We start from the raw sequence: 25,014 nt of genomic DNA, 5'->3' as shown, positions 1-25,014 counted from the left end.
GACGATTCTTAAGAAAACCTTAAGATTTTAAACGATAGCCCATTCCCCAAATGGTCTCGATATATTCTTCATTCGGATTAGCCTTGGCTAGTTTATTCCTTAAATTGCTCATATGTACATTAATCGTATTATCATCGCCATAAAATACTTCATTCCATACAGCTTCGAATAAGTTTGCCTTTGTAAAAACTTTCTTAGGTGAAGACAGCAGCAGAACTAATATCGCATATTCACGTGCGGTTAATGGAACCTCTCTTCCATTTACCTTCACTGCTTTTGCTTCTGTATCAATACAAATATCTTTATGCTTTAACTCTGTTTTTTCTAGTGAATCCTTTGACCGTCTATATCTCCGTAAATGGGAATCAATCCTTGCTGCAACTTCCTCAATATCGAACGGTTTCGTTATATAATCATCTGCTCCTGTTCTTAGTGCCTCAATTTTCGTTTTCTGCTCCAATTTTGCGGAGATGATGAGGACGGGAATCGAACTTTTCTTACCAATTTCGACAAGAATTTCTTCTCCACTCATACCAGGCAGCATTAAATCTAGCAGAATCATATCCCACTCTTGTTTTTCTAAATAAATCATCGCTTCAGTACCTGAGAAGGCAGGCTGCGGGACATACCCGCTCCTTTTGATTATGCTGCATAGCAGCTGGCTAATATCATTATCATCTTCCACTACTAAAATGTTTATCTCTTTATCCATTTTTCTTCACCTTTTATAGAGTTTGTATAGCTATCATAATCTTTGGAGTGCTCTTTTTACAATAACTGACTATCTTACAAAAATGTAAGAGACATTGTAAGGGAAAGCAATATGTATTTGTATCAGCCTTCTGTATGATGAACGAAGTCATACTTACAAGGAGCTGCATAATGAAAAAATGAAAACAATCAAACGAATTGATGCACTTGATTACATTCGAGGATTTGCATTGCTTGGAATTATTTTAGTTAATATCCTTGCACTGCTTGATATTTCAATACCCGATCCGCATACGGCGGATGCAGGCTACCAGCAATTTTTATACTTATTTGTAGAAGGTCGTTTTTACTCTATTTTCTCTTTTCTCTTTGGTGTTGGGTTCTATCTATTTATTACGCGTGCCAATGCAAAAGGAAAAAAAGGATATGTCCTGTTTTTGCGCAGAGTTGCTGTTATGTTTGCATTTGGAATTCTTCATTCCATGTTTCATCCGGGAGAGGCATTAATGATATATGCTGTTTGCGGCTTTATTTTATTGCCTTTTTATAAAGTAAATAAACGTTTGAACTTATCAATTAGCATCATACTTATCATTGTGTTTGGCGTTATGGGAATAAAGGCAGCATTGACCCTGCCACTAATTTTGCTAGGGATTGCTTGTGGGCAATATCAAGTATTTGAAAATCTGAAGGAAAAAACAAAACAGCTTGCTATCTTTACAGCAATTATGCTCATTCTAAGCGGAATAGGGCTGTATCTCCAGTACTTAAATCTGCCTGATCAGCCTTTCGAAACGATGATCATGCTAGACGAAGATGGTCCTATCGATCAAGCAAGCAAGTTTCTGCAAATAGGGGTTGCGAACGGCCCAATTATATCAGCTTTTTATATCGGTTTCCTTCTCCTGCTATTACAAACAAAAATTGTTCCATCCAGTTTAAGCCCCCTGAAACAATATGGGCGCATGGCATTCACAAACTATGTTGGACAAACAGCGTTAATTTTACTATCTGACCGTTTATTTAATTTCACGGCCAATCTAACTTATATTCAAACACTTTATATATGTTTAGCCATATATGTCATTCAAATCATCTTCAGTTTAGTTTGGCTGCAATACTTCAGGCTAGGTCCTTTCGAATGGATTTGGCGTATGTTTACGTATTGGCATGCGGTCCCATTAAGAAAGAATATTCGTCATAAAAATAATACTCAAAATATAGGAGGTTTATAGAATGAAAACATCAGTTGTTGACGTAAGAAACATAGAAAAGGTTTATGGAAAAAAAGGGAGTAATCAATCCCATGCCTTAAAAGGCGTTTCGTTTTCCATTCATGAAGGTGAGTTTGTTGGAATTATGGGTCCTTCTGGTTCCGGAAAAACAACATTGCTAAATGTCATATCAACATTGGATAAAGCGACAAATGGCAGCGTCAAAATAGCTGGGATTGATATTACCAAAATGAAGGAGGGCGAGTTATCAGATTTTCGGTCACAAAAGCTAGGATTTATCTTTCAAGATTTCAACCTTCTGGAAAACTTAACTATTTACGAAAATATCGCCTTGCCTCTTTCGTTGCAGGGTGTGCCATCAAGAAAGATTGGGCAAAAGGTTGAAAAAGTAGCCAATACATTAGGAATCTCTGAGATACTTCCAAAATATCCAGCAGAAGTATCTGGGGGGCAAAAGCAGCGTTCTGCAGCTGCAAGAGCGCTTGTCCATGAACCAGCCATCATTTTAGGAGACGAACCGACAGGAGCACTGGATTCAAAAAATGCGATGAGTCTATTAGAAGCAATGACAAGCTTAAATGAAGAGCAGCAAGTTTCCATTATGATGGTTACCCATGATCCTTTTAGTGCAAGTTACTGTCAGCGAATTTTATTTATCCACGATGGAGAATTATATAAAGAAATTCATCGGGCTGGAACCCGTGAACTGTTTTACAAAGAAATCTTAGATGTGCTAGCAGATCTTGGCACACAAAAGGCTTAGGGAGAGGAGGGAAAGAAATGTTATTCAAGCTTTCCATGTCAGGGCTGAAGAGCAAACTGAAAGACTATATTGTTTTACTGGCAGGTCTTGTCATGTCTATTTCAATTTTTTACATGTTCCAAACACTAGCACTTAATAAAGCATTTATCGAAGCGAATTCTGTTATTGACTCGATACAATTTGTATTTCATGCTGGTTCGTTTCTGTTAGCGATTATTACTTTTTTCTATATTTTATATGCCAATTCCTTTTTACTATCACTGCGCCAAAAAGAGTTTGGCATGTACATGATGTTAGGAGCAAAGAAACAAAAGATTACATCACTTATGTTTATAGAAACGATTGTCCTCGGGTTCATCTCTCTTTTACTCGGGATGACATTAGGGGTCGGACTTGCCCAAGGAATTGGCCAGCTGCTAATGAAGCAGCTTGAATTTACAGCAGGCGGTTATCATGCCTTTTACTTGCCATCCATAGCGGTTACTGGCGTCTTCTTCCTTTTCCTATTCATTTTGTCAGCTATTTTGAACGGGATTAAACTATCACGTATAACAGTATTGCAGCTTGTTCATTCTGATATTCAAACAGAACATGCTGTTATTAAAGGAAAAAGGACTGCTTTTATTGCTTTCTTTTCTATCATATTATTAGCTATTGGTTATGCAGCAATGGTAAATATGGGGGATCTTAAAGAAATAGGAATTATCCTCGCACTGGTGACGATTACATCGGGAACGTATTTGATTTTCATGTCTCTTCTTCCACTTATTATTAAGAAAATGAAAGGAAATAAAAAACGGACGGAAAAAGGGATTAATGTATTTACATTTGCCCAATTAAACTTTCGAATCAATAGCTTAACAAAAATCTTAGCAACTGTTGCAATGCTTGTCGCCTTGGGAGCAGGCGCCATTTCTGCTGGAATGGCATTTAAAAATAACATCATGCTGATGGTAAATGGCTTCGAAATCTACGATATTGTAACCCATAATCCTACAGCAGAGGAAAAGGATACATTAGCAAAAATTACATTTAATGAAAAAGATGAGTACCATTATAAAACCGATGATCAGTTCGTGTACTATATAAAGGAAGAGCTTGAGAAGAACCGTCCATTCATTCAGGTATATACGGATAAAGGGAGCTTCGGAAAGCATGAACGAGTTTCGGGGGAGCTGCCAGCTGATGCAGTTGCTTATGCAGAACAAGGAAGTGATCAAATTTTGGTCCCGGATAGTTGGGCACACGCACTAAGTACCATTCAACCCTATTATGTATATCCTGACCATACAATTAAAATTGTCGAACAGAAGAAATATGATGAAATACAAGGAAAGGAAGGCAATGTCTTTATCGGAATCTCAGATGATTTCGAAGCACATAAAGAAGAGTGGAAAAAGCTTGATCTACTTCAGCAAAGTAAGTATGACCATGCAGAATCCATTAATAGCAAATATCGCTCTTACCAAGAATTCTATGGTGTTGCAAGCGGCACTGTATTTATGGGATTTTTCTTAGGGATTGCATTCTTGGCGATGATGGCTAGCTGCTTAATGTTTAAGATTCTCTCTGGTGCCTCTAAAGACATCAATCGCTATCAGATGCTGCGAAAAATCGGTGTCCGTTACAGCTTGCTGACAAAGTCTATTTATAAGGAATTGTTTCTTGTCTTCCTATTTCCAGCCATTATCGGTATTGTCCATGTATTGGCTGGAATGAACATGTTCTCATTTATCTTAATCGATCCGTACTTCCGAGTATGGCTCCCTATTTGTATTTTTATCTTCATTTATGCTGTTTATTACATGATTACAGTTCAATTATATAAAGGAATTGTTCTGCCAAAAGCGGATTAATAAAAACGGACTATCCTTCGTAAAAAATACCCTATAGAGTAGACACTTTAAAAAAAGTCTCTCTATAGGGTGCTTTTTTGTATAATGAATAAAAAATTATCTTTTTTGAGATATTGGGTAAGTCATTTTGTCTAAGAATGTATTTACGGAGAAAGAGACCACTATACTATCTAAGGAACCCATATGAAAAATCGGTTAGTACAAAGGGGATTACCTATTCAAAGGAAATTTAGCATCATTATATGTCGAAATATCAAAAAAAGATGACCCCAGTTCAATACAGAGATCATCTTCTTAAAGCTTCCTGACTTTTTTTAATAGAGGGTACATTTTATTTTTTTGCCGTTATTTTTCCTAAGACATAATCAGAATCGGTGAATGATTCTCTTAAGGAGCAAAAGGAGAAGGAATCTCTTCCCCTTTCGAATTTGTAAATTTAATAGAGGAAGGATCAGCCTTTTTGTCCAATGTCCATAGCAATACATTCTCTGCCCCTCTAATTTCCTCTACCTTATTCGTTTCAATTAGAACTTCCTTAATTTCTGTTCCAGTAAGATCAACAACCGTACCTTTTTGCGCAGAGCTAATAACAACTCTTGTTTTCTTTAAGCCTTCCCCTTTAAGGGTGGCTGATTTTTTCAGCCAAATTCCTTCGGTAATTGTTGAGGTTTTATCCATAATAATTAAGGTATTATCCTGACCGATGACAAGTTTTTTTGCATTGAAATTGACCAGATCGTACACTTTGTCATACTCAGGCTCTTCAGGCTTAACCGGATCTTTTAGAATCGTTTGAATTAATACAGGATCATGGTCGCTTGCACGGCCATGTTCTTCCATAAAGCCTGAATTAATATGAACAATATCCACTTCAGTTGAAGCTGCTAAATTATTCGATACTAAAATATGATCTAAAACCTGTGCATTCCCTTGGTAGTTATAAGTATAGCGCTCTTCTGCTGGAACCTTTTCTATCATATTTGTTAATTCTTGCCCTTTTAATGCTTTCAACGGATTAGAAAATTCAAAATCATTAAAGTCACCGAGCAATACAACATTTGCATTCAGGTCCTTTGATTGAATATCCTTGACAAAATTGTTTACAACTGCAGATATTTCCATCCGCTGTTTTTCACTATTTAAAACTGGAGGCTGAGCTTTTCCAAACAGAGGAAGATCCCCGCCTTTTGAGTTAAAATGGTTTGCAACAACAATGACATTTTCCCCTTTGAATTCAAACTGTGCTGCAAGCGGTTTCCGGCTTGAATTGAAAGCTGAATTCGCAGGGTCAATACGGCCTGGATTAAGTGTAAGCTTGCCATTCTCAAATCCGACTGCTTCAGTTGGAGAGCCTTTTATACCGTCCATTAATGATACTCGTTCAGGATTGTAAAGGAAGCCAACACGAATATTTCCACCTGGCTGTCCGCCATCTAATTTATCTACTGGGGCAATATCTGTATAAACATATGCTGGGCCGCCTAAAGACACTATTTTTGCGATTAATTTCGCCGCACTTTGGCTGGCATCAGTCGTTCCGCTGTCCGTTGGTCCATCGTTATCCTGGACCTCTGTCAAGCCAATAATGTCTGGCTGTTTCATATTCGCCACAATAGCTTCTGCTAGTCTAGTAACCTTTGAATCATCCGTTTTCGTTGAAAAGTTTTCTACATTATATGATGCTATAGTCAGCTTTTCATCTTCCGGTGCGATTGCTGTTGTTTCGCGTTCATTTGCCCCAGGCATCAGTGGTGGCAATTTTGCTTTATCACTTAGGATTTTAAAATTGCTGTAGCCATAGCTTACAACCCCCTGAATAGATCCATTGAAGCGATCCCCCATTTTAGCAACAAATGATTGATCATTAATATCAATTGTCATTCTTTCTGGGTTAAAATCCGTTTCTGTAATGCGTAATCCACCCGCTTTTGTATTTGTGGGAATATTCTCGGGAACAACGATAATTTCTCCATATTTCTGTGGTGCTACAACTATAGGATTTTCAATCTGTACGAGCATTCCCTCAAGGCTCTCAAAAAAGTCAACGCCATCCTCCTCAGGATCAAAAGAAGTAAAACCATCGTTGTCGATCACTTCTAAAGGCGGCATACGATCTGCTCCTATTACAACAGGAGCAGGCAGTTCCTGATTGCTTTCAGTCATTTGAATAGTAGTTGCATTAATTTCAGTAACTGGGAGGTCTGTTTGCAGTTTTTCAGCATACCCCTCTAATACCCATTCTTTCACCTGACCACTAGCTTTTACAACATCCCCCACTTTTACATTATGGGATTTTTTATAAACTAAAATACCTTCAGAAGTGTTTGGGTCGTCATCTGGCTGCCTGTCTTGCATATAAAAATTGCTTCCATCAACTACATAAGTAACGATTCCCTCAATACCTGCCACTTTCTGGTCTGCGTATGGAGAATACTGACCGGCACCCTGAATATCATGAATACGGATCGTATCCTCCTGCTGGATGATATAATTATATTCAGTTACTTCACTGTCTGTCAGACCAGCTTTCACGGCAATCGCTTTGATAGTGACTGGAGCATTTATTTCGATCAGCTCAGTGTAAAGCGTGCTTAACTTAGTAGGTTCAGACCCATCCAAAGTAAAATAGATTTCTGCACCTTTAGTAGCTGTCGCTAATTCAACTTTTGTACCTTTAAAAACCGCACCTCCACCTGGGGAAGCAGTAACAGCTTGAACCTTATCAGGATCCGTGTCCTCGGCAAATGAATAAGAAGTAGGGTTTTTCAAACCTGGAACAGCAAAATAAGCTGTCAACGTACCAGAAATAATAATTTTCTTTCCTAAGTTCTCTGGGTGATCTGCTAGATTCAATGCCGTTCTAATAGAACCTGATGGCAGCTGAACAGGCAAAATTTTTGTTGCATCTGTTTCATCTGCTGAATCTGCAATGGCAATATTGGTGGTAACTGTAAATGGTCCACTATGCTGATAATTAGGACCATTATTTGTGACACCAACAATGTACCCCTCAACCGTGGCCGAACCACTATTATTGGCAATTGCCTCCGCAACTGTTATTGTTGCCGCCGCTTTTGATGTATTCTCATGGAACGGATTAAACAGGCTAAAAATCATTGTAAAAATCAGAATAAGGCTGAAAGTCTTTTTCTGAAGTATACCTCTCATTTGAACTCCTCCAGATTCTATTAAATTATTTATTCCATCTTCTCATTTAGTTAAGCACGCCTCTATTATCTCCACAATTATATTTTTGTAAATTTTATACGAATTACCAAAAATACGAAAAAAAGACTAGACACTTTATAGGTTTAACTACTCAAATGTGTATAAAATGCGTTTATACATTGTTAATAAAAAGCTGCCCAAAATGAAAGCCGCCAATTGACTGGATCTTCAATTGGCGGGCTTTTGAACAATTATTTTTTTACAATCCTCCTGGAGTTCTTACGCTTAACGGAATGTTTTCATATTCTTCTGCGTTTAATTGGTAAACAGAGCCATCTGTCAAACCATTGATAATACCCATTAGGCCCGTTTCAACTGTTTTGACGAGCTGCCCTCTCTTCTTTTGGCCAAAGTTTTGCGTTTGCCCGCTTACTTCGAAGAGAACGGCCCCGCTTCCATTTAATGCAAATGCTCCTAAAGCTGTACCTGGCAAGTCGATGGTTTGGTCATACAACGAAATATTTGTAAATACAGAATTCCCCTTTTCCTGAAGTGCATTATATAGGGCGAGATTTAATTGCCTTGAAAAATCATATTTATAGTTTTCTGCGTATGCAGCATATTTTTCTCCGCCAGGGCTGTTTGGATGCTTAACGAACTTCCCAGAAATTGACATAGTCACACGATCATCCGTCCCCTCTACATATGGGAAGCCTTGATGGTGAAGATCAATGAAGACATCTACTTTTCCGAATTGTTCCTTTAAATCCTTATATACATCTCTAAGTGTTTGCGCTTCAGGTGTAATATACCAGCCGTATTTATTCGATGCTCCAGGAAAATCCTCAGGCTTTGGAACATAGTTTAAGTCTGGATTAAAGTCTCGGTTCACATCAAATCCCGGGTTTAGATCATAATTAAAGCTTCCTGGATAGTTATAATAATTCCAGGAAGGCTGGGCATTTGCTAACTGAGGAAATTTCGCAACTACCTCCGCCCAATCCATGTCATTCGCACGGCGGTCAAGCTCTGAGCCATCAGCATTCATCATTGGAATAACGACGATTGTTAATTCATCCAAAATCTTTTTTGCTTCTTTTGAATTGCTTGAACCAAGATTCTGCAAAATATTTAACAGCGCAACCGTTCCTGTTTTTTCATTTCCATGAATCTCACTCTCAATTAATACAACCTTGTCGCCATGACCAACAGTTACCTTATAGATGTCACGCCCTAAATTTGTTTTACCCGCAGTTTCAACTTTTACTTTCCCTTGGCTCGATTTTTTAATCTGCTCTAATTTTCTTCCTAGCTCTTCATAGCTAATGAATCCCTCAATTGATAAGTTTTCCCCTTGTTGAGGACTTGGACCTGGTTCAGCAAAACCAACATTCGGTACAGCCAATAACGATGCAGCTAAAGCCGTTGAACTTAAAACCTTCCAAAGCTTATTCATTTTCCATTCCTCCACTCTTTTTTTGGTTTATTCCTTGAAATATTTCTATAATCTTTCACTGTTTCCTCTTACTATTTTGAAAATGAATAGTTAAGACTAAACAAGAAAAAAACAGCTTAGTAGCTAAGTATTCATTATTTTCAGATTATTTACAAATGCAAGTTCCATTGAACTATTTCTAATTACGAAAGTTTCAGCTTGCGAAGGTTACTCACTTAAAAAACTCGATGGAATCCCATTCCGCACCCTGATTTCAAAATATCGTCAAGAAATTAGTGTTACGTCAGTCGATGTCTAGACGAGGGAATGGTTGTGAAAACGCACCAATAGAGTCATTTTTGGGTCACTTAAAAGATAAAGCTAATTTTAATTCATGTAATAGATGAACTATGATTGCTTACTATAATCACCACAGTTTTCAATGGAACCTAAAAAAGATGACCCCTGCGTTACAGAGATCATCTTCTTAAGACGGCCAGACCTTTATTTAAAATGTCCTTTAAAGAGGGTAAAGCGATGTCCGTTTTTCGCATTTAGTTATAATCCTTAGAAAAGATAAAAGTAAATGCTGTCCCTTCCCCTAGTTTACTATCAACTTGAATCATTCCATTATGTTCTTCAACAATTGACTTGCTTAATGAAAGGCCAATCCCTACAGAGCCAGATTTCTTGTTCTTCTTCCCTTTATAAAACCGTTTAAAGATATTGTGAATTTCTTCCCGGTCAATTCCTTCTCCTTGATCTTGTATATGTATTTTATATAAAGTGTCACTCTCAGCTAATGTGATTAAAACCTTTTTTCCAGCAGGTGTATGCTCAATTGCATTTTTTATGACATTTAACAATGCTTCGGTCATCCAGTCCGTGTCATGCTTCATATAACATTCTTGCGAGGTCTCTACTTCAACCTGCACTCCTTTTTGCAAAGCTAGCTCTTTTAAAATCTCAGCACTACCTTGCACTGTCCTGTTTAGTGAAGCATTTCTTTTCTGAAATTGAATCGCACCTACATCTAGCTTGGCAAGCTTCAAAAGGCTTTGGATAAGCCAGTTCATTCGTTCCAGCTGCTGTTTGCCTTGTTCCAAAAACATAGCCTGCTGCTCTTTAGATAATTCCTTTTCTGACAAGATCTCATTGTACATTGTTAATGCGGCTAATGGAGTTTTTAATTGGTGGGAAATATCAGACATTAAATCAGCAAGAAATTGCTTTTCCTTTTGCAAGGCTGCAAGGTTCTTTTGAATAACAAAACGCATTCGATTAAAGCTATGAGTAAGCTTAGAAAAATCCCCTTCTCGCATTTCCTGCAATGAAGGGATTGACTTTCCCTCTAATACTTGATCCGCATAGCCTGTTAGTCCCCGGATTCTCGTATACATCTTTCTTGAATATCGATAGTGTACCCAGAATATACAAACAAAGAATAGCAATAAGCCAGAAACTGATACACCAGCCATGGCAAGAAAGTCTTTCGTTAACTGCGGAAAGAATTTCACCGAAAGAGTTGGAGAAACTCCATATTTCGATAATATATTCAAACCCATTCGTTTGTCTTCAACGCTCACTTCGTCTGTAAGAAGTACGACTAGCTCTTCCTGCAGCTCTGGATGCTGCTTAAGAAGCAGTCCGATAATAGCTGCATTTGATTCAATATAATCTCTTTTAAACTGCTCTCCCAAATGATAGGTACCATAACCGATCATAACGATGAACAGCATAAGTGCGGCAAAGAAAAGCCTGCCGGCATTCCTCACCTCTGGGTTTTGCCATAAATCGAAAAAACCTATTCTCTTGTTACTCGTTTGTTCCATTTATAACCTAACCCCCGATGCGTTATAATATATTCCGGGTCAGCAATGTCTGCCTCAATTTTTTCCCGCAGCCTTCTAATATAGACAGATAGCGTATTATCCTCAAAAAAACCGCCGCCCCCCTCTGAAAGCAAATCAAAGATTTCATCTCTACTCAGGATTTTTTCAGGGTTGTTCATAAATATTAGCATCAGCTTATATTCTTGTGCAGAAAGCGGAATTTCTTCCCGATCTCTTTTTAACACAGCCCTATCAATATCAAGTATGATGGAACCGCTTTTAAGTCGGCTGCCAGATTCAGTATTTCCTTTTCTTCTTAACACAGCCCGAATGCGGGAAAGCAATTCTCGCACTCTAAACGGTTTTGTAATATAGTCATCCGCTCCAATATCTAAACCTAATACAACATTCACTTCATCATCCATCGCTGTAAGGAATAAAATTGGGATATTTGATTGCTCCCGAATATGTTTACACACTTCATACCCATTTCCGTCAGGGAGTGTGACGTCAAGCAAGGCTAAATCAAATGACTCTTGTTCAAATACTTTTTTACATTCTTCCACTAAACTAACATGTGTAACATCATAGCCCTCTTCCTTTAATGAAAACTCCAATCCCAGTGCAAGCGATGCATCATCTTCCAGCAATAATATTCGCACCATATCTAATCCCCCATCTCCCTATTCACTTCTCAAGCTATCCTTCAATTGGCCATTTTTAAGCATATTTGAGGAAAGTTTTGCCGATATATAGCAGCTAACTAACAGAACTAGAAAAGCAGATAAATAAAGCTTGATACTATCCGCCCAATCTAGAAATCCTGTACTAAAAAATAATAGAAACTCAATAAAAACTGCAAAAGAAAATCCAATTACTCCACTTATCAATGCGTAAAACATTCCTTCTTTAATAACCATCTTCTGCAGCCCTTTTAAAGACATCCCAATTGCCATTAATGTCGCGTATTCCTGCTTGCGTAAAATAATATTCATTGTAATGGTGTTCATAATATTTAAAACACCTATAAAGGCAATTACGATAACAAAGCCATAGAGTAATATCTTCACTTGAAATAGAACGGAACTTTGATTACGCAGATTTTCCTGTTCATTTACTATTTCTAAATAAGGATATTCCATTGTTATTTGCTCTAGTTCTTTTTCCACCTTATTAACAGCAGCTTTATCCTTTAAATCAATCGAAATATAATTGATAGTTGAAGACGCAGGCTGGCTACCTTCTTTAAAATAATGAATATTCTTTTTTTTAATTTCAGAAATATTGCCCAGTTCCGTCCATATTCTATCGGGAAGACTGACTGACTCCGTAAATTGAATTCTAAAATCATCAGACATTTTGTCCCCTGCTTCGATATCAAACACCAATATTACAAAATTTGAAAACACGGTAAATAAAAAAAAGCTAAGTGATAGAGAAAAGATTACAATAAAGGATTTAAGTTTGTTTCTGTAAATATTTCGTATCGCCATGGTTGATTCTATCGTTACCCATTTTTTAAAGAATAGATATCGTTTGTTTGTCTTAACTCCGCTTGATTTGTTTATCCTTCTCCCTGCTTCTAATGGTGAAGTTCGATTGGCTATTTTATTTGGAATAATTCCTGAAAGGATAAGTGAAAATACACCAATGAAACTGCTTACAATCACAACACCAGGAGAGATAACAATCGGGAAATATAATAGTGAGAATTCAGTTTCCACATATATTAATTGATACAAGCTTATAATTACCCAAAATCCCATAATACCTAAAATAAGCCCAAGTGGGATACTGATAATACCAAAAAAAGCCATTTCATAAGTAATCATTTTTTTAATTTGACGCTTTGTCGCCCCAATTGTTCTCAATAAGCTAATATCACGGACCCGCTCAACAATGCTAATTTGAAAAGTATTAAAAATAAAAGCAATAGTCGCAATAACTACAATTACGATCGGTAATATATAGACGGCTGAATAAAAGATCGCACGATTGTTATCGTCATATTCTGCACCAACTAACGGATAATTTACTTCAATATTTTCCTTAGGTATAAAGGATAATACGTAATTGTAAACCTCTTGGTAGTTTGCAAGCTCTGATAATTCTACATATAAATCCAAATTTATAAGGTTTTGTATCTTATTTTGAATAATAAATGCCTGCAAGTCTTGACCTTCATGGAGATTTTTATTATTTTCAACGATTCTTTTCAAATTGTAGGTATGGTGACCTCCCAAAGCATCTCTCAAAATAATTGGCTGTTCCATACTTTGAATATCCGCTGCTGCCCATTTTTCTATGATTAGCCCATTGTTCCCTTGTTCACGAATCGTCGCAAACGGCAATAAGGAAAAAGCTTCTTGGTCAACTGATTTAATCTCAATCTTTCTTCCATCACTTAAAAAGTATCTCTCTCTTGATAAAGTTCCTACTTTTTTAATTTGAGGATTAGCTTGCAGCCGAATACTCGCCTGATTATTTGCATGCTTAATTTTCAAATGATAGGAGCCGTACTCACTTTTTGTTTGTTTATGCATATAGTCCTGTGAACTTATTAAAAAGATGCCAATTGAAGTAATCAAAGCAATAGATAATGTAATGCCTAACAAGGTAAATATGGTTCTTCTTCGGTTACCCAGTAAGTACTTTTTCGTTATTTTCCGATAGATGGACATGTATATCAATCTCCTTTAATGATAGGACACATCATTTAGAATGGAGCCATCTTCTATTTGAATGATTCGATTCGCTTTTTCAGCTATGCTCATGTCATGTGTAATAATGATTAACGTTTGTTTATATCTTTTAGCACTTAATTGTAAAAGGTTGATAACATCATTGCTCGTTTGGCTATCCAAATTACCTGTCGGCTCATCAGCTAAAATATAGGCAGGCTTATGTATTAAAGCACGGGCAATGGCCACTCTTTGCTGCTGCCCTCCAGATAACTCTGAGGGTATTGCAAGAATTTTTTCCTTTATCCCCAAATATTCAATAATATCTTTGTAGTACTCTTCATCCACTTTTTGATGATCAAGAAGCACTGGAAGCTGAATATTTTCTTCAACATTCAATATTGGAACAAGATTAAAGGATTGAAAAATAAAGCCTATTTTTCTTCTCCTCAATATGGAGATGGCTTCATCCGATAAGGAGTAAATGGACTCTCCCTCTACAATAACCTTTCCTTCTGTCGGAACATCCAGGCCGCCAATTGTATGAAGCAGTGTACTTTTACCTGAACCAGAAGGACCCGCTATCGCTACAAACTCTCCTTCCCGAATCGACAAATTTATGGACTTTAAAGCCTTAACCATTCTATCTCCTTTCCCGTATAGCTTGCTGACATTCTCTACTCGTATTACCTCCAACTTACTCCCCGCTTTCATAATCAAGATTAGCATTAGTATACTATATTGAAACCTGCTTCTATTCTCTTGCTTTGGACAACAATGAATAGGCCTGTCCCTTTCAAAAGGACAGACCTTACATTTATTCTTCGATTCTAACTAGCTGAACTTGTTCAACATCGAATCCTGGCAATTTTTTAGCTGGATCCTTATCATATTTGATAATTCCCATTGCTTTTTCATCCCCTTTGATAACGGAAAAATCAGCATCGTCTATAATTAAGAACATATCCACATAACGTCTTCCATCTCCGATCACTTTGTTCCCTTCATAGGATACGTCTAATTGCATTCCGTCTAAATGAACTTCTGCCTTTTGTTTTGCAAAAAGAACACCTTTTCCTTTTGTCACTTTAGGCAATGATGTAATCGGTTCAGTATCAGTTTCATTAGTTACTTTTTTAATTAGTTCCTTTTCAACTAGGTCTTTTGCCGTTTTTTCATTTAGAAGCAAGATTTTTTTTCCACCATTTTCGACAACTTTAATAGCATATTCATCTTTTTTGATTAGATCATTTTGCTCTTGTTTAATGGAATCGGTAATTTGCTGTTGATCCCCATACAAAATGACTCCATTCGCCTTTTCAAAGACATCCTTAATTGCGCTGCATCCTGTTATCATGGAACTCGCTAGAATGGCTGTCATACAAACACTTAGAATTTTTCTCATTTTTCAAGAACTCCCTTTGTTTATTTATCATAGAATCTTTCAGCTAAATAGCTGAGTGAATAATCTCTTCTTCGACTATTTGATTTAATTGATTGGCAACTTGCTTGCCATTTATTAAAGCGCCAATTATAGCAGCAAAAATCTCAATGACCTTTTTCATTTTTACTACCTCCCTTATAAAGGATTCATATCTTGCTGATGATTTCATTATAGGAAATAAACGAATTCCAACCCATCTATTTAGATGACAGCAGTCTTACAGTTTTGTAAGAAAGAAAGCCGATAAACGACTGCAAAAGCAGTACAATTTATCGGCTTTCTTTTACTTCTTCTCTTCTATACAAATGGAGTCCAAATGATGTTCTAACACACGAACGATTCTCTCCTTGTCAACTCGCTTTGGCTCAAGCAATGCATGGAGTGCAATCCCGTCAATTAAGGCATACAACTTTTCTGTTTCTACAGCTATATCCAGTTCCTTCCGAAGCAGCCCAAACTGATCCATGGAATCAACAAGCTTTTTTATTCCATTAAAGACGCCATCATCCTTTAGATTAAAGATATCCCCCTTATGTCTGGCATGGGCAATAAATGCAAACCATACCTCCATTTCGGCCATTGTTTCCTCATTTATGGGAACCAATTGCAGAAGAATATGTAAAATCATTTCTTTTGGCGGCAAATCTTTCCTAGTAATTTCATTAATACGAACAGTTGCCTGTTCCTTTACAAGGTTCATCGCATACACAAGCAATTCATCCTGTGTAGAAAAGTAATGGCGCAAGGCCCCAAGTGATAGCCCTGCCTCCTTTGCGATATTTCTGACGGTCGCTCCTTCCATTCCTAGATTTAAGATGACCCGCCATGTTGCTTCAGCAATTTGTTTTTTTCTTTTTTCATGATCAACTATTTTCGGCATAGTATTATTCTATCAATGAAAAAGTGATTTTTCAATTTTATAATACAGTTGTATTAAATAAAACAGCATGATAAAATCTTTTTATATAATACAACTGTATTGAAAAGAGGTGCGCGTTTGAATTTCCTTGCATGGATGATTATCGCTTGTGAGATCGGCTTCTGGATCGTTATTGCCTTAGGTTTAGTCACTCGCTACGTATTTAAGTGGAATAAGCTTGGATTAGTATTTTTAGCCTTAACACCTGTTATTGACTTAATTTTATTAGTAACGACAAGTATTGATTTATACCGTGGAGCAACTGCATCAAGTATTCATGGGATTGCAGCCGTTTATATAGGTGTATCAATTGCCTTTGGTAAAAGCATGATTCAATGGGCAGACGAGCGATTTCAATACTATATTACGAAACAGGGACCGAGGCCGGCTAAACGTTATGGGCTTGAATATGCAAAGCATTATCTTAAAGGCTGGGGCAGGCATGTTATTGCATTTCTCATCGGTGCAGGACTTCTTGCCGGGATGATTTATTTTATAAATGACTCCTCCCGAACCGAAGCATTAAGCGGGATATTAAGGTTATGGTCCATTATTTTGGGTATTGATTTTCTAATTGCCCTTTCAAACTTTATATGGCCGACGAAAGCAAAGGATAAACAAATACATTCAAAGGACCGATAAAAATATAAGCGGATTTTCCCCACCAGGAAAATCCGTTTTTTATCATTAAACAATAAAATAAGAGATAATCGATAAACAGATAGAAGTAATACCCATCGCAATTAACGGCTTTAATGCTTTCGTGCGCAAATCGTGAAGGCTGACATTCAAGCCAAGTCCGACCATTGCCGCTGTTAAACACCAAGTAGTAAGATTCGTTACTCCATTTATAAACGATTCCGAAACAGGAATGGACTTGCCAAACACATAGCTGCCGATCACACTCATGATCATAAACCCAATGAGAAACCATGGAAATTCAATCTTCGCATCTGAATTTTTCTCTCCTGCGTTTTTCTTTTTCATCATGTACATAAAAATAAAACATAGAGGAACGAGTAAAAATACCCTGCCTAGTTTTGCAAGCAAGCCAATAGCGAGTGCATCCTGTCCTCCGGGTGCAGCTGCTAATGCCACATGAGCGATCTCATGTAAACTTATTCCTGACCAAATGCCATATTCACTTGCCGTTAATGGAAGGACAGGGCGTAAAATCGTATAGCCAATCGCAAAAATAGTACCTACAAGTGCAATAATCCCAACCCCAATAGCTGTATCCTCATCTTTGGATTTGATAATCGGAGCAATAGCCGCAATGGCAGCAGCGCCACATACCCCTGTTCCTACTCCGACAAGCAATGAAATATTTTTTTCTGCTTTTAACAAGCGGGCCAGCCAAACGGTTAACAAAATGGCAAAGACAATGACACCTGCATCACGAACGAGTAATCCAAGACCATCCTCTAATACCGTTCCGATATTAAGCTTTAATCCATATAGAATAATTGCAAATCTTAAGAGTTTCTTTGACGAAAAACCAATACCTGCGCGCAGAAGCACCGGGTATCCAAAAATATTTCGGTATAAAACCGCAATTACTATTGCGGAAGCAAGCTGACCAACATGGTCAAACCCAGGTAATTTTGCTAATAAGTAGCCTGATAAAGCAATCAAAAATGTAAACGCAATTCCGCCTGCCCATCTTCCGGCAGAAGTAGTTTTTTTATCTGGCTTAAGAGGTTCTTTACCCGATGAATATACTTTAGCGGCTTGTGCTGACATTTCATCACCTCCCAAATAGTTTGTAACTTTAGCATAAAGTTTTCTATACTATAAGGAAAATAATTATTTATAATGTTAATAATAAGTAAATCATATACCAAAGTAGGGGTGATGATTTGGACCAGCAATTAGCTGTCTTTGTCACTGTAGCAGAAAAACAGAACTTCTCACGTGCTGCTGAAGAATTACATATGACCCAGCCAGCAGTCAGCCAATACATTCAAGCTTTAGAACGTGCAATGGGCACCAAATTATTAGAGCGAACCAATAAATATGTCCATTTAAATAAAGCTGGAGAAATTGTTTACCATCATGCCAAAGAAATATTAGGGCTTTATGGAAAAATGCACTATTTAATCGATGATCTGACAAATAATCCAAATGGACTGTTATCCATCGGAGCAAGCTATTCTTTTGGAGAATATATTTTGCCACACTTAATCGCTGACATGCTAGAAAAGTATCCTCAAATAAAACCTGCTATCACTATTGGAAATACGAAGGAAATAGCTGAACTCATACTTGGACATCAACTAGATGTCGGCATTGTAGAGGGACAATACAAGGAGAAAAATTTAAAGATTGAGCCTTTTGCCGTTGATAAGATGAGTATTGTTGCCTCTCCCAAAAATCGATTATTACACATTAAAGGCGAGGTATCTATTGCCGATATCGAGAAAGAAACATGGATTGTTAGAGAAAACGGATCAGGAACAAGGGAGGCGACTGAAAAACTTTTTAACCAGTTTAACATCCCACCTCAAAAAATATTAGAATTTGGGAGTACACAATTAATTAAAGAATCTGTCGAAGCCGGAATTGGCATAAGTCTATTATCTGATTGGGTAATTCAGAAAGAAAGAGAACAAGGCACATTGGCAGTTATTGAGGTGGAGGGAATTTCTCTTACAAGAGAATTTTCCGTTGTCCTGCGATCCCCCTTCCAAACAAAGGCATTATCTGTATTTTTAAAGCTATTAAAAAATGAATAAAGCTGATAAACGGCTCTAAAGGCAATTGTTCATCAGCTTTACTAATTACTTTCATGTGAAAACTAGCTAAAATCAGGTGATTTATAAATCATTGGTTTTCCAAAGTTAAAATCATGTTCAACCATATTTTTATTTACCTGATGCGGATAGAAATTAAGCTTTCCCTTATATACTAATTCCAGCTTGTTAACTGCCAATAAATCTTGGGGTGTACATTGGCTCGGAGTTTTTACAAGCATTCCTTTTTTTTCATTTAAAATGGTTGCAACAAACTGAGAGCAAAAGAAGGCATTTTTTCGTTTAAGATTATATTTTAGCATTATGGCAATAAGTCCTAAGAAGTTATATTTATATAAATCCTTCTTTGCTTCTATTTGTCTAACCTTTGCTTGCATTTGTTCATATTCCAATTCTGATAGTGAATAGCTATATACCTCACATCTTGCTTTTTTAAACAATCCTTCAGCAATTCTTTCCCTAACAAATCCGCCAATAAAGGGATTATACGGCTTTTTGCGCCCAAAGCTGAATATATTCGTTAATTGTTTATCAAATGAAATTGATACATGGTTTAATGGTTTCTTTGTATATAATTTGATTAATTTTGTGAAAAGTGTTCCCGTATCTGTAAAAATAATATAAATCTTTTTCTCCTCCATAAACTACCTTCACTTTCTTCTAGAATTCTAATCAATTTACTCTTCTCTTCTTATAGACGAAATAATACATAGAAAGTGGCCACCATAATACACAAAAAATTGGATAAACCGCCCAAATTGTGTTTGGAGAGGAGACTGCATTCACAGTAATAAAAAATAAAATGATTAATAAGCTAGCATGTACCGAAAATGTGAAAAATGTCTTTTTCAACACATGGTATAATGATAACGGCCACCATAGCACGGCAAATGCGGGATAGATTGCCCAAGGATATCCAGGAGAGATGAGTATGTTCAAGATTAGATAATATAGAATTATACTTATGCTCCCTACCCACGCAACGGACATGGTCTTAGCCCGCTTTCCTAAAATAATCAATATTGGCCACCATAGGATGGGGAAAATGGCATACAAGGACCACGGGTGGACTGGAGAATTAATTATATTTTCAGAAACAAGAAAAAGAATAATGATTCCACTGCATACTAACGAAAATAGCTTATGCTTTCCCTGTTTCCCACAATACAGACCAATAGGCCATAGCAGCAAGGCTAAAGAAGGATAGATAAACCATAAATACTCGGTGCTTGTTATATAATTGACGATCATGAAAAAGAGAATGCTCATAATGCTGCCAGCTGCCGCAAAACCAACATCATATTTTTTCATTTATTTTCACCCCTCATTTAGAACGCTGCCACTTAAAGTACATCGTTAAAGGCCACCATAATACAGCAAAGGTCGGATAAACAAACCAGATGACATCCGGAGAATAATAAAGATTAATAAAAAGAAATAATGCAATAATTAGTGAGCTTCCCCAAATTGAATAGCCTAGATTTAATTTCGTCATATTTTTCTTTACCGGCTGTTTAACCCCCAGTTCCTTTTTCAAATCTTCTATATCCCCAAACTCCACTATGGCTTTATTAATCGCATCTTCCTCTTCTTTCCCATTAGCCTTTAAATCCCAGACTTTTTCTTCAAGATTTTCCAAAACCTCTTGCTTAATCGCGTTTTTTTGCTCGCTTTCTGGAACATCCTTAAACAGCTCATCCACATGAATTTTTAGCTTCTTCACTTTAATCCCTCCATAAATAAATCAATGATTGCCCTTACTTCCTTCCACTCTTTCACCATTTCTTGCAAATAAGCTTTTCCCAGCGTTGTAATTCTGTAATATTTCCTTTTGCCGCCTTGAGAAACTTCTCCCAAGTAAGATTCAATTAGTTCTTTCTTCTCAAGCCGCTGGAACACTGCATATAAAGTTGCTTCTTTTATCTGAAATCGATTGTCTGTGCGTAAACTGATTTCTTTTGAAATTTCATATCCATAACGATCCTCTTCATAAATCAAGCGCAAAATAATCGAATCCAAATGTCCGCGAATAATATCACTTCTAATCATTCTGACACACCCTTGTACGTTCACTATTCTATCTGATAGAGTAATATTAACCGAAATTACTCTATCTGTCAAAGTAATTTTTATCCCTATTTTAGCTTTTTTTGATTTTTTTGTAAAAAAAAAAGAGCATCTTCTTTTTCTAGAAGATGTTCCTTTTCAAATTTAGATTAGACGAACAATTTGCTTTTTCTTCCACGCCAATCTGTAGTAAGAATAAACGAATGCAAAGGTCACGATGAATGCGGCTGGATAGCCAATCCATATCCCTCTGATGCCAAGAGTGGTGTAACTGGATAACCAATACGCAACAGGAACCTCGATCAGCCAGATCGGAATAATACTTAAAACGGTCGGCCATAGGACGGTTCCGCTTGCGCGCATCGTCGAATTTAATATATGTGCATGCCCGATAATCACATAACTCCATAAAGTAATCATAATCAGGCTATTCGCAATTTCAATTGTTTCTTTAATTGTAATAAATAGCGAGAGAATGTTTTCTGAGAAGATATAGATTAGTATAATCAAGACCCCGCTGATTACATAATTAAATAAGACCCCTGTTCGAATGACCTGCTGTAAACGATCAAATTGACCGCCTCCAATAGCCTGTGCAGCGAACACAGAAACGGTGATGCTTAAACTGATTGCAGGCATCTGTACATAACTCGCCACTTGATTCACTACGCCGTAAGCAGCTGTTGCATCCGATCCATAGCGGTTAACAAATGTGATCACTGCTATTTCAGAGAGTGACAGCAAAATCATGCTAATACTCGATGGAATACCGAGCCGCAAAAGCAATTTAAGCAATTCTTTGTCCATTCGCAGATACTTCCGAATGGACGCATCCATTTGCAGCGGATGCTTTACTTTGTGTAAATAGAAAAGCATGACAACAAAAGTGATGATAGTGGATAGTAAGGAGGCATATGCTGCTCCATACAAACCGAGCTGTGGAATACCAAACCAGCCGAATACTAATGGCGGCAATAAGGCAACATTAAGAACCGTGCTGACAATTAGGAAATAAAATGGCGTTTTCGAATCCCCTGTCCCCCGCATAAAAGTCGTGTATACAGAATACAAAAACAATACAGGCAATGACCAAAACAAAATTTGTGCATACTGGACACTACTATCTAAAATATTGACTGGCGTGCCAATTAAGCGAAGAATATCCTCGGTAAAAACACCTCCGAGAATTGCAATTACGACACCTATAATGAACGTAAATGTTAATGTTGTCCCTATAACAGCCTTAAGCTTTTCTTCATTTCTTGCTCCATAAGCCTGCCCTATCAGGATTGCACTGCCTGATCCGATCCCAATAGCAAAGGATATAAGCAGAAAGAATAAAGGGAAAAATGCCGAGATGGCTGCCAGTTCATTCACGCCTAACCAACGACCAACAATGACCATTCCAAATAATTGACCAACAGATTGTAATATATTGCTGAGAATCAAGGGAATCAGGAAAATAAGCATAGGACGCCATACTGACAAGCTGCTCGATCCTTGCCTTCTAGATATAAGATTTTCATCTTTTATATTTTGCTGTGATTCCAACTTTCATTTCTCCTTTTAGCGTGCCTTCTCCTGATGATATCCGCGTTCCCCGTAAGGCTGAAAGTGATTCAGCCACTTTTCCTCCAGTTTCTCTAACTCTTCCTTCTCATTATAATAGGGATCATCTTTCTCTTTTAAAATCTCTAATATTTCCATTTCAAAAGCGTCTTTACCATATTCGTTCCAGTCTTTCTGGAGAATTTTATTTGAGTAGGCACCATTTTCTAACGCAAATTTTGTTCCATTTAATGTTTTTAAATTTCGTGTGCTGCCGATAAAAATCTTATCATTTTTAATATTTTTAATTTGAAAGATCCCTGCTTCAATTTTAATTTCTTTATACTGTTGCTTTAGTTCTTTTTTTCTGTCCATTTTCTCTTTCCTCCCAATTACTTTTTAAGCCAGTACCCGCTTCCGTCTGCTTTTCGATCTAGAAAGCCGTATTCAATTAGATAGCGTCTTAATAATACATAATCACCGTAAACATCATTTAATATCAGATTAACTTCCTTTTCCCCGTAAATCTTTTCACTATTGAAACGATCGGCTATTGTACGAAGAACGACTAGCCTTTGTTTTTCTTTCGGCGGAAAAGATCTCAGTTTCCCATTTGTTCCCTCAGGAAAAAACTTTGTCAGGATTTCTTCATTTTCTTTCTTTGTCACATTGTATCGGTCATCTACCATTCTTGCTGTTTTATGAATATCAATGAAGTCTGGTTTATGATTATCTCTTTCTTTTAAAAGCTCCATCAGCGTTAAAAACAGCTTTGCCTGACGCTCTTTTTCTTTTAAGACAAAGCGATGGTTTCGAATTGTCGATGCACTGCCAATTCCCATTTCCTTCTGCACTTCAGCATCACTTTTGCCTTCATAAAAAAGGCGGAGAAGACGATTTTGATGATCCGTCAACCCTGTCAACTTTTTGTCTAGTTCAATCAGGTAATCGAATACAGATTCATGTTCAGCTTCTATGTGAAGAGACATATACCTTTCTGCTTCGTAAAAAACATCCTCTGCTTGATAAACAATCCCCTTCTCCGTTGTCTTACCGCATAAAAGACATATATAATGACGATCTTTCTCAATATAGCCTTGCTTCAATTCCTCAATTGAGGCATTCCAAAAAACTTCTGATAAACCCATTTATAGTCACAACCCTCATTCGTTTATATTATAATAGACATTATATGTTTTTGTTTGTGTATTGTCAAACGAATTTAAATTACGTCTATATAACTAGGCATTACTGCAAAATAAAAAGAATCTGATAAAATGCCAGATTCTTTTATTGATAAGCTTTTATATTTAATAATGTTTCTAAGTCTACCATTTCAAAGCCCTTTTCTTGCAATCCTTCAATTAAATCAGGCAATGCCTTTGCAGCTTCTGTCTTCTTCGCATCAGAGTGCATGAGGATGATGTCGCCGTTTCTGACATGATTCATAACATTATTCACGATATTGCTTGCCTCTTTTTGTGACCAATCTAGCGTATCAATGGACCAAAGGACAACAGAATACCCCTGCTGCTGCGCCAACTCTACAACTTGTTTATTCGTCTCACCATACGGCGTTCGGATAATGGAAGGTTCTTTTCCAATAACCGATTTAATTGCATTTCCAGCTTGCTCAATTTCTATTTGAATTTCCTTCGTCGATAACTTTGGCAGTTCTACATGATTATAGCTATGGCTTAAAATTAAATGACCATTGGTATATGCCTTTTTCACAACTTCCGGGAATGCTTCTACATTTCTGCCGAGAAAAAAGAAATTCCCTTTTACGTTATATTCATCTAATATATCAATAATAGCTGGTGTTACTTTCCCATCTGGACCATCATCAAAGGTTAAAGCCACTTGTTTTTTATTTGGACCGTTTATATACACATTCTCATTCTCTTGAGCAAATGAAACAATTTGTTTTCTCCATTCCTTCATGCTCTCCCATGCCGATGCAGAGAGCTGATGGGACTCCCCTTTAATATCAAGTACATACTCATTCTTTGCCCGTTCCGGATTAAAAACAGATAGGTGATGAACGCCTTTTTCTTCTTTTGGAATAATAAACTTCAGTTCGATTTTACGTTCTAATTCGTAAACATAAATTTCTTCATTATTTGTTTCCCTCAATTGGTCTGGCTGACCAAAAAGATCTTCAATCTGTACGGACGTAATTTCATTGAGTTCTTTAGCATAAGATCGAACATCGAATATATCCCCTGCCTCATTAAATCCAAACACAAAACTTTTATTTTGATAAGTAGCATAGAAACCTTTGCCTGCATGATCCTCATTATCCGGCTTACCCCATTCAGCTTTTGCTTCATCTATTTTGCTGTCCAGTACATTGTATGGACTTCCTAAAGTCATTCCTTTTTTAGCCTGTTCCATGATACGATTAAGCAGCTCTAAAGCCTGATTTCCTTCTTTTGGCTGCAGTTCTTCTTCCCTCTGCTGTAATTGATCTGATGTAGCGGGGTTATCCGCATAACAAGCTGTTAATAAAATGAACAACATGCCTATAACAAGTATGCTTTTCTTATTCATGGTCCTATGCCTCCTTAAAAGTGATTTCATCTTATCAGTCGGAAGCATT

The 25,014-nt window shown here is 37.0% G+C and carries 23 protein-coding genes and 1 pseudogene; 6 read left to right on the top strand and 18 right to left on the bottom strand.

What is annotated here, in order from left to right:
- Positions 1-19 precede the first annotated feature (19 nt).
- Positions 20-712, bottom strand: coding sequence for a response regulator transcription factor (locus tag C1726_RS07775; protein ID WP_102272644.1), 693 nt, complete (start codon positions 710-712; stop codon positions 20-22).
- Between the two features lie 178 nt (positions 713-890).
- Here C1726_RS07775 and C1726_RS07770 point away from each other — a divergent pair, with 178 nt between their 5' ends.
- From C1726_RS07770 to C1726_RS07760, 3 genes are read left to right on the top strand one after another with little or no spacing between them, the layout of a single operon-like run.
- Positions 891-1,946 (top strand): DUF418 domain-containing protein, encoded by a 1,056-nt coding sequence (locus tag C1726_RS07770; protein ID WP_102272643.1) that lies wholly within the window; start codon positions 891-893, stop codon positions 1,944-1,946.
- 1 nt (position 1,947) lies between these two features.
- Entirely contained in the window at positions 1,948-2,709 is a 762-nt protein-coding gene (locus C1726_RS07765; protein WP_102272642.1) for an ABC transporter ATP-binding protein, read from the top strand.
- Positions 2,710-2,726: 17 nt separating this feature from the next.
- Positions 2,727-4,565: an FtsX-like permease family protein gene (locus C1726_RS07760; protein ID WP_102272641.1), complete on the top strand. Its 1,839-nt coding sequence runs from the start codon at positions 2,727-2,729 to the stop codon at positions 4,563-4,565.
- 387 nt (positions 4,566-4,952) lie between these two features.
- On the opposite strand, the gene C1726_RS07755 is transcribed toward C1726_RS07760, so the two are convergent.
- On the bottom strand, positions 4,953-7,733 hold the full coding sequence (locus C1726_RS07755; protein ID WP_102272640.1) for a DUF6359 domain-containing protein: 2,781 nt from the start codon (positions 7,731-7,733) through the stop codon (positions 4,953-4,955).
- A 259-nt stretch (positions 7,734-7,992) separates the two neighbouring features.
- A complete protein-coding gene (locus C1726_RS07750; RefSeq protein ID WP_102272639.1) occupies positions 7,993-9,189 on the bottom strand; it encodes a M14 family zinc carboxypeptidase in 1,197 nt (398 codons plus the stop codon).
- Positions 9,190-9,440: 251 nt separating this feature from the next.
- Between C1726_RS07750 and C1726_RS26560 the strand changes: the two are divergent.
- Positions 9,441-9,666: pseudogene (locus C1726_RS26560) on the top strand (IS3 family transposase); the annotation flags it as partial.
- 56 nt (positions 9,667-9,722) lie between these two features.
- Here the strand turns inward: C1726_RS26560 and C1726_RS07745 are convergent.
- The 6 genes from C1726_RS07745 to C1726_RS07720 form a co-directional block, all read right to left on the bottom strand.
- A complete protein-coding gene (locus tag C1726_RS07745; RefSeq protein WP_102272638.1) occupies positions 9,723-11,000 on the bottom strand; it encodes a sensor histidine kinase in 1,278 nt (425 codons plus the stop codon).
- Positions 10,973-11,665 carry a response regulator transcription factor gene (locus C1726_RS07740; RefSeq protein ID WP_102272637.1) on the bottom strand — a complete coding sequence of 231 codons (693 nt, stop codon included), beginning with the start codon at positions 11,663-11,665 and terminating at the stop codon, positions 10,973-10,975. Before C1726_RS07740 ends, C1726_RS07745 begins: the two co-directional genes overlap by 28 nt.
- Before the next feature lie 18 nt (positions 11,666-11,683).
- On the bottom strand, positions 11,684-13,681 hold the full coding sequence (locus C1726_RS07735) for an ABC transporter permease (RefSeq protein ID WP_102272636.1): 1,998 nt from the start codon (positions 13,679-13,681) through the stop codon (positions 11,684-11,686).
- Positions 13,682-13,696: 15 nt separating this feature from the next.
- On the bottom strand, positions 13,697-14,377 hold the full coding sequence (locus C1726_RS07730; RefSeq protein ID WP_102272635.1) for an ABC transporter ATP-binding protein: 681 nt from the start codon (positions 14,375-14,377) through the stop codon (positions 13,697-13,699).
- Positions 14,378-14,498: 121 nt separating this feature from the next.
- On the bottom strand, positions 14,499-15,086 hold the full coding sequence (locus C1726_RS07725) for a lipoprotein BA_5634 family protein (RefSeq protein ID WP_102272634.1): 588 nt from the start codon (positions 15,084-15,086) through the stop codon (positions 14,499-14,501).
- Positions 15,087-15,408: 322 nt separating this feature from the next.
- The gene (locus C1726_RS07720; protein ID WP_102272633.1) at positions 15,409-16,005 is read right to left on the bottom strand and encodes a TetR/AcrR family transcriptional regulator; all 597 of its coding nucleotides are present in this window, start codon (positions 16,003-16,005) and stop codon (positions 15,409-15,411) included.
- A 117-nt stretch (positions 16,006-16,122) separates the two neighbouring features.
- On the opposite strand from C1726_RS07720, the gene C1726_RS07715 reads away from it, so the two are divergent.
- Positions 16,123-16,686, top strand: a complete 564-nt coding sequence (locus C1726_RS07715; protein WP_102272632.1) for a hypothetical protein — start codon at positions 16,123-16,125, stop codon at positions 16,684-16,686.
- Positions 16,687-16,731: 45 nt separating this feature from the next.
- Here C1726_RS07715 and C1726_RS07710 read toward each other — a convergent pair whose 3' ends face one another.
- Positions 16,732-17,787, bottom strand: a complete 1,056-nt coding sequence (locus C1726_RS07710; RefSeq protein WP_102272631.1) for a YeiH family protein — start codon at positions 17,785-17,787, stop codon at positions 16,732-16,734.
- Between the two features lie 116 nt (positions 17,788-17,903).
- Between C1726_RS07710 and C1726_RS07705 the strand changes: the two genes are divergently transcribed.
- Complete coding sequence (locus C1726_RS07705) at positions 17,904-18,779, top strand: LysR family transcriptional regulator (RefSeq protein ID WP_102272630.1); 876 nt, start codon at positions 17,904-17,906, stop codon at positions 18,777-18,779.
- 62 nt (positions 18,780-18,841) lie between these two features.
- Here C1726_RS07705 and C1726_RS07700 read toward each other — a convergent pair whose 3' ends face one another.
- The 8 genes from C1726_RS07700 to C1726_RS07665 form a co-directional block, all read right to left on the bottom strand.
- Positions 18,842-19,438, bottom strand: coding sequence for a hypothetical protein (locus C1726_RS07700; protein ID WP_180968138.1), 597 nt, complete (start codon positions 19,436-19,438; stop codon positions 18,842-18,844).
- A 31-nt stretch (positions 19,439-19,469) separates the two neighbouring features.
- Positions 19,470-20,108, bottom strand: a complete 639-nt coding sequence (locus C1726_RS07695) for a hypothetical protein (RefSeq protein WP_102272629.1) — start codon at positions 20,106-20,108, stop codon at positions 19,470-19,472.
- 13 nt (positions 20,109-20,121) lie between these two features.
- On the bottom strand, positions 20,122-20,520 hold the full coding sequence (locus tag C1726_RS07690; RefSeq protein WP_102272628.1) for a permease prefix domain 1-containing protein: 399 nt from the start codon (positions 20,518-20,520) through the stop codon (positions 20,122-20,124).
- A complete protein-coding gene (locus C1726_RS07685; RefSeq protein WP_053478221.1) occupies positions 20,517-20,846 on the bottom strand; it encodes a PadR family transcriptional regulator in 330 nt (109 codons plus the stop codon). The genes C1726_RS07690 and C1726_RS07685 overlap by 4 nt, the downstream gene beginning before the upstream one ends.
- Positions 20,847-21,008: 162 nt before the next feature.
- On the bottom strand, positions 21,009-22,334 hold the full coding sequence (locus tag C1726_RS07680) for an MATE family efflux transporter (protein WP_102273236.1): 1,326 nt from the start codon (positions 22,332-22,334) through the stop codon (positions 21,009-21,011).
- 96 nt (positions 22,335-22,430) lie between these two features.
- Complete coding sequence (locus C1726_RS07675) at positions 22,431-22,787, bottom strand: GIY-YIG nuclease family protein (RefSeq protein ID WP_102272627.1); 357 nt, start codon at positions 22,785-22,787, stop codon at positions 22,431-22,433.
- A 17-nt stretch (positions 22,788-22,804) separates the two neighbouring features.
- Positions 22,805-23,560, bottom strand: a complete 756-nt coding sequence (locus tag C1726_RS07670; protein WP_102272626.1) for a DUF2087 domain-containing protein — start codon at positions 23,558-23,560, stop codon at positions 22,805-22,807.
- Positions 23,561-23,702: 142 nt separating this feature from the next.
- Positions 23,703-24,965, bottom strand: coding sequence for a polysaccharide deacetylase family protein (locus C1726_RS07665; protein WP_180968137.1), 1,263 nt, complete (start codon positions 24,963-24,965; stop codon positions 23,703-23,705).
- Between the last annotated feature and the right edge of the window lie 49 nt (positions 24,966-25,014).

Source organism: Cytobacillus massiliigabonensis (genome assembly GCF_900199725.1).
Lineage (GTDB): Bacteria > Bacillota > Bacilli > Bacillales > Cytobacillaceae > Cytobacillus > Cytobacillus massiliigabonensis.
This window is presented reverse-complemented; position numbering and strand designations above follow the sequence as displayed.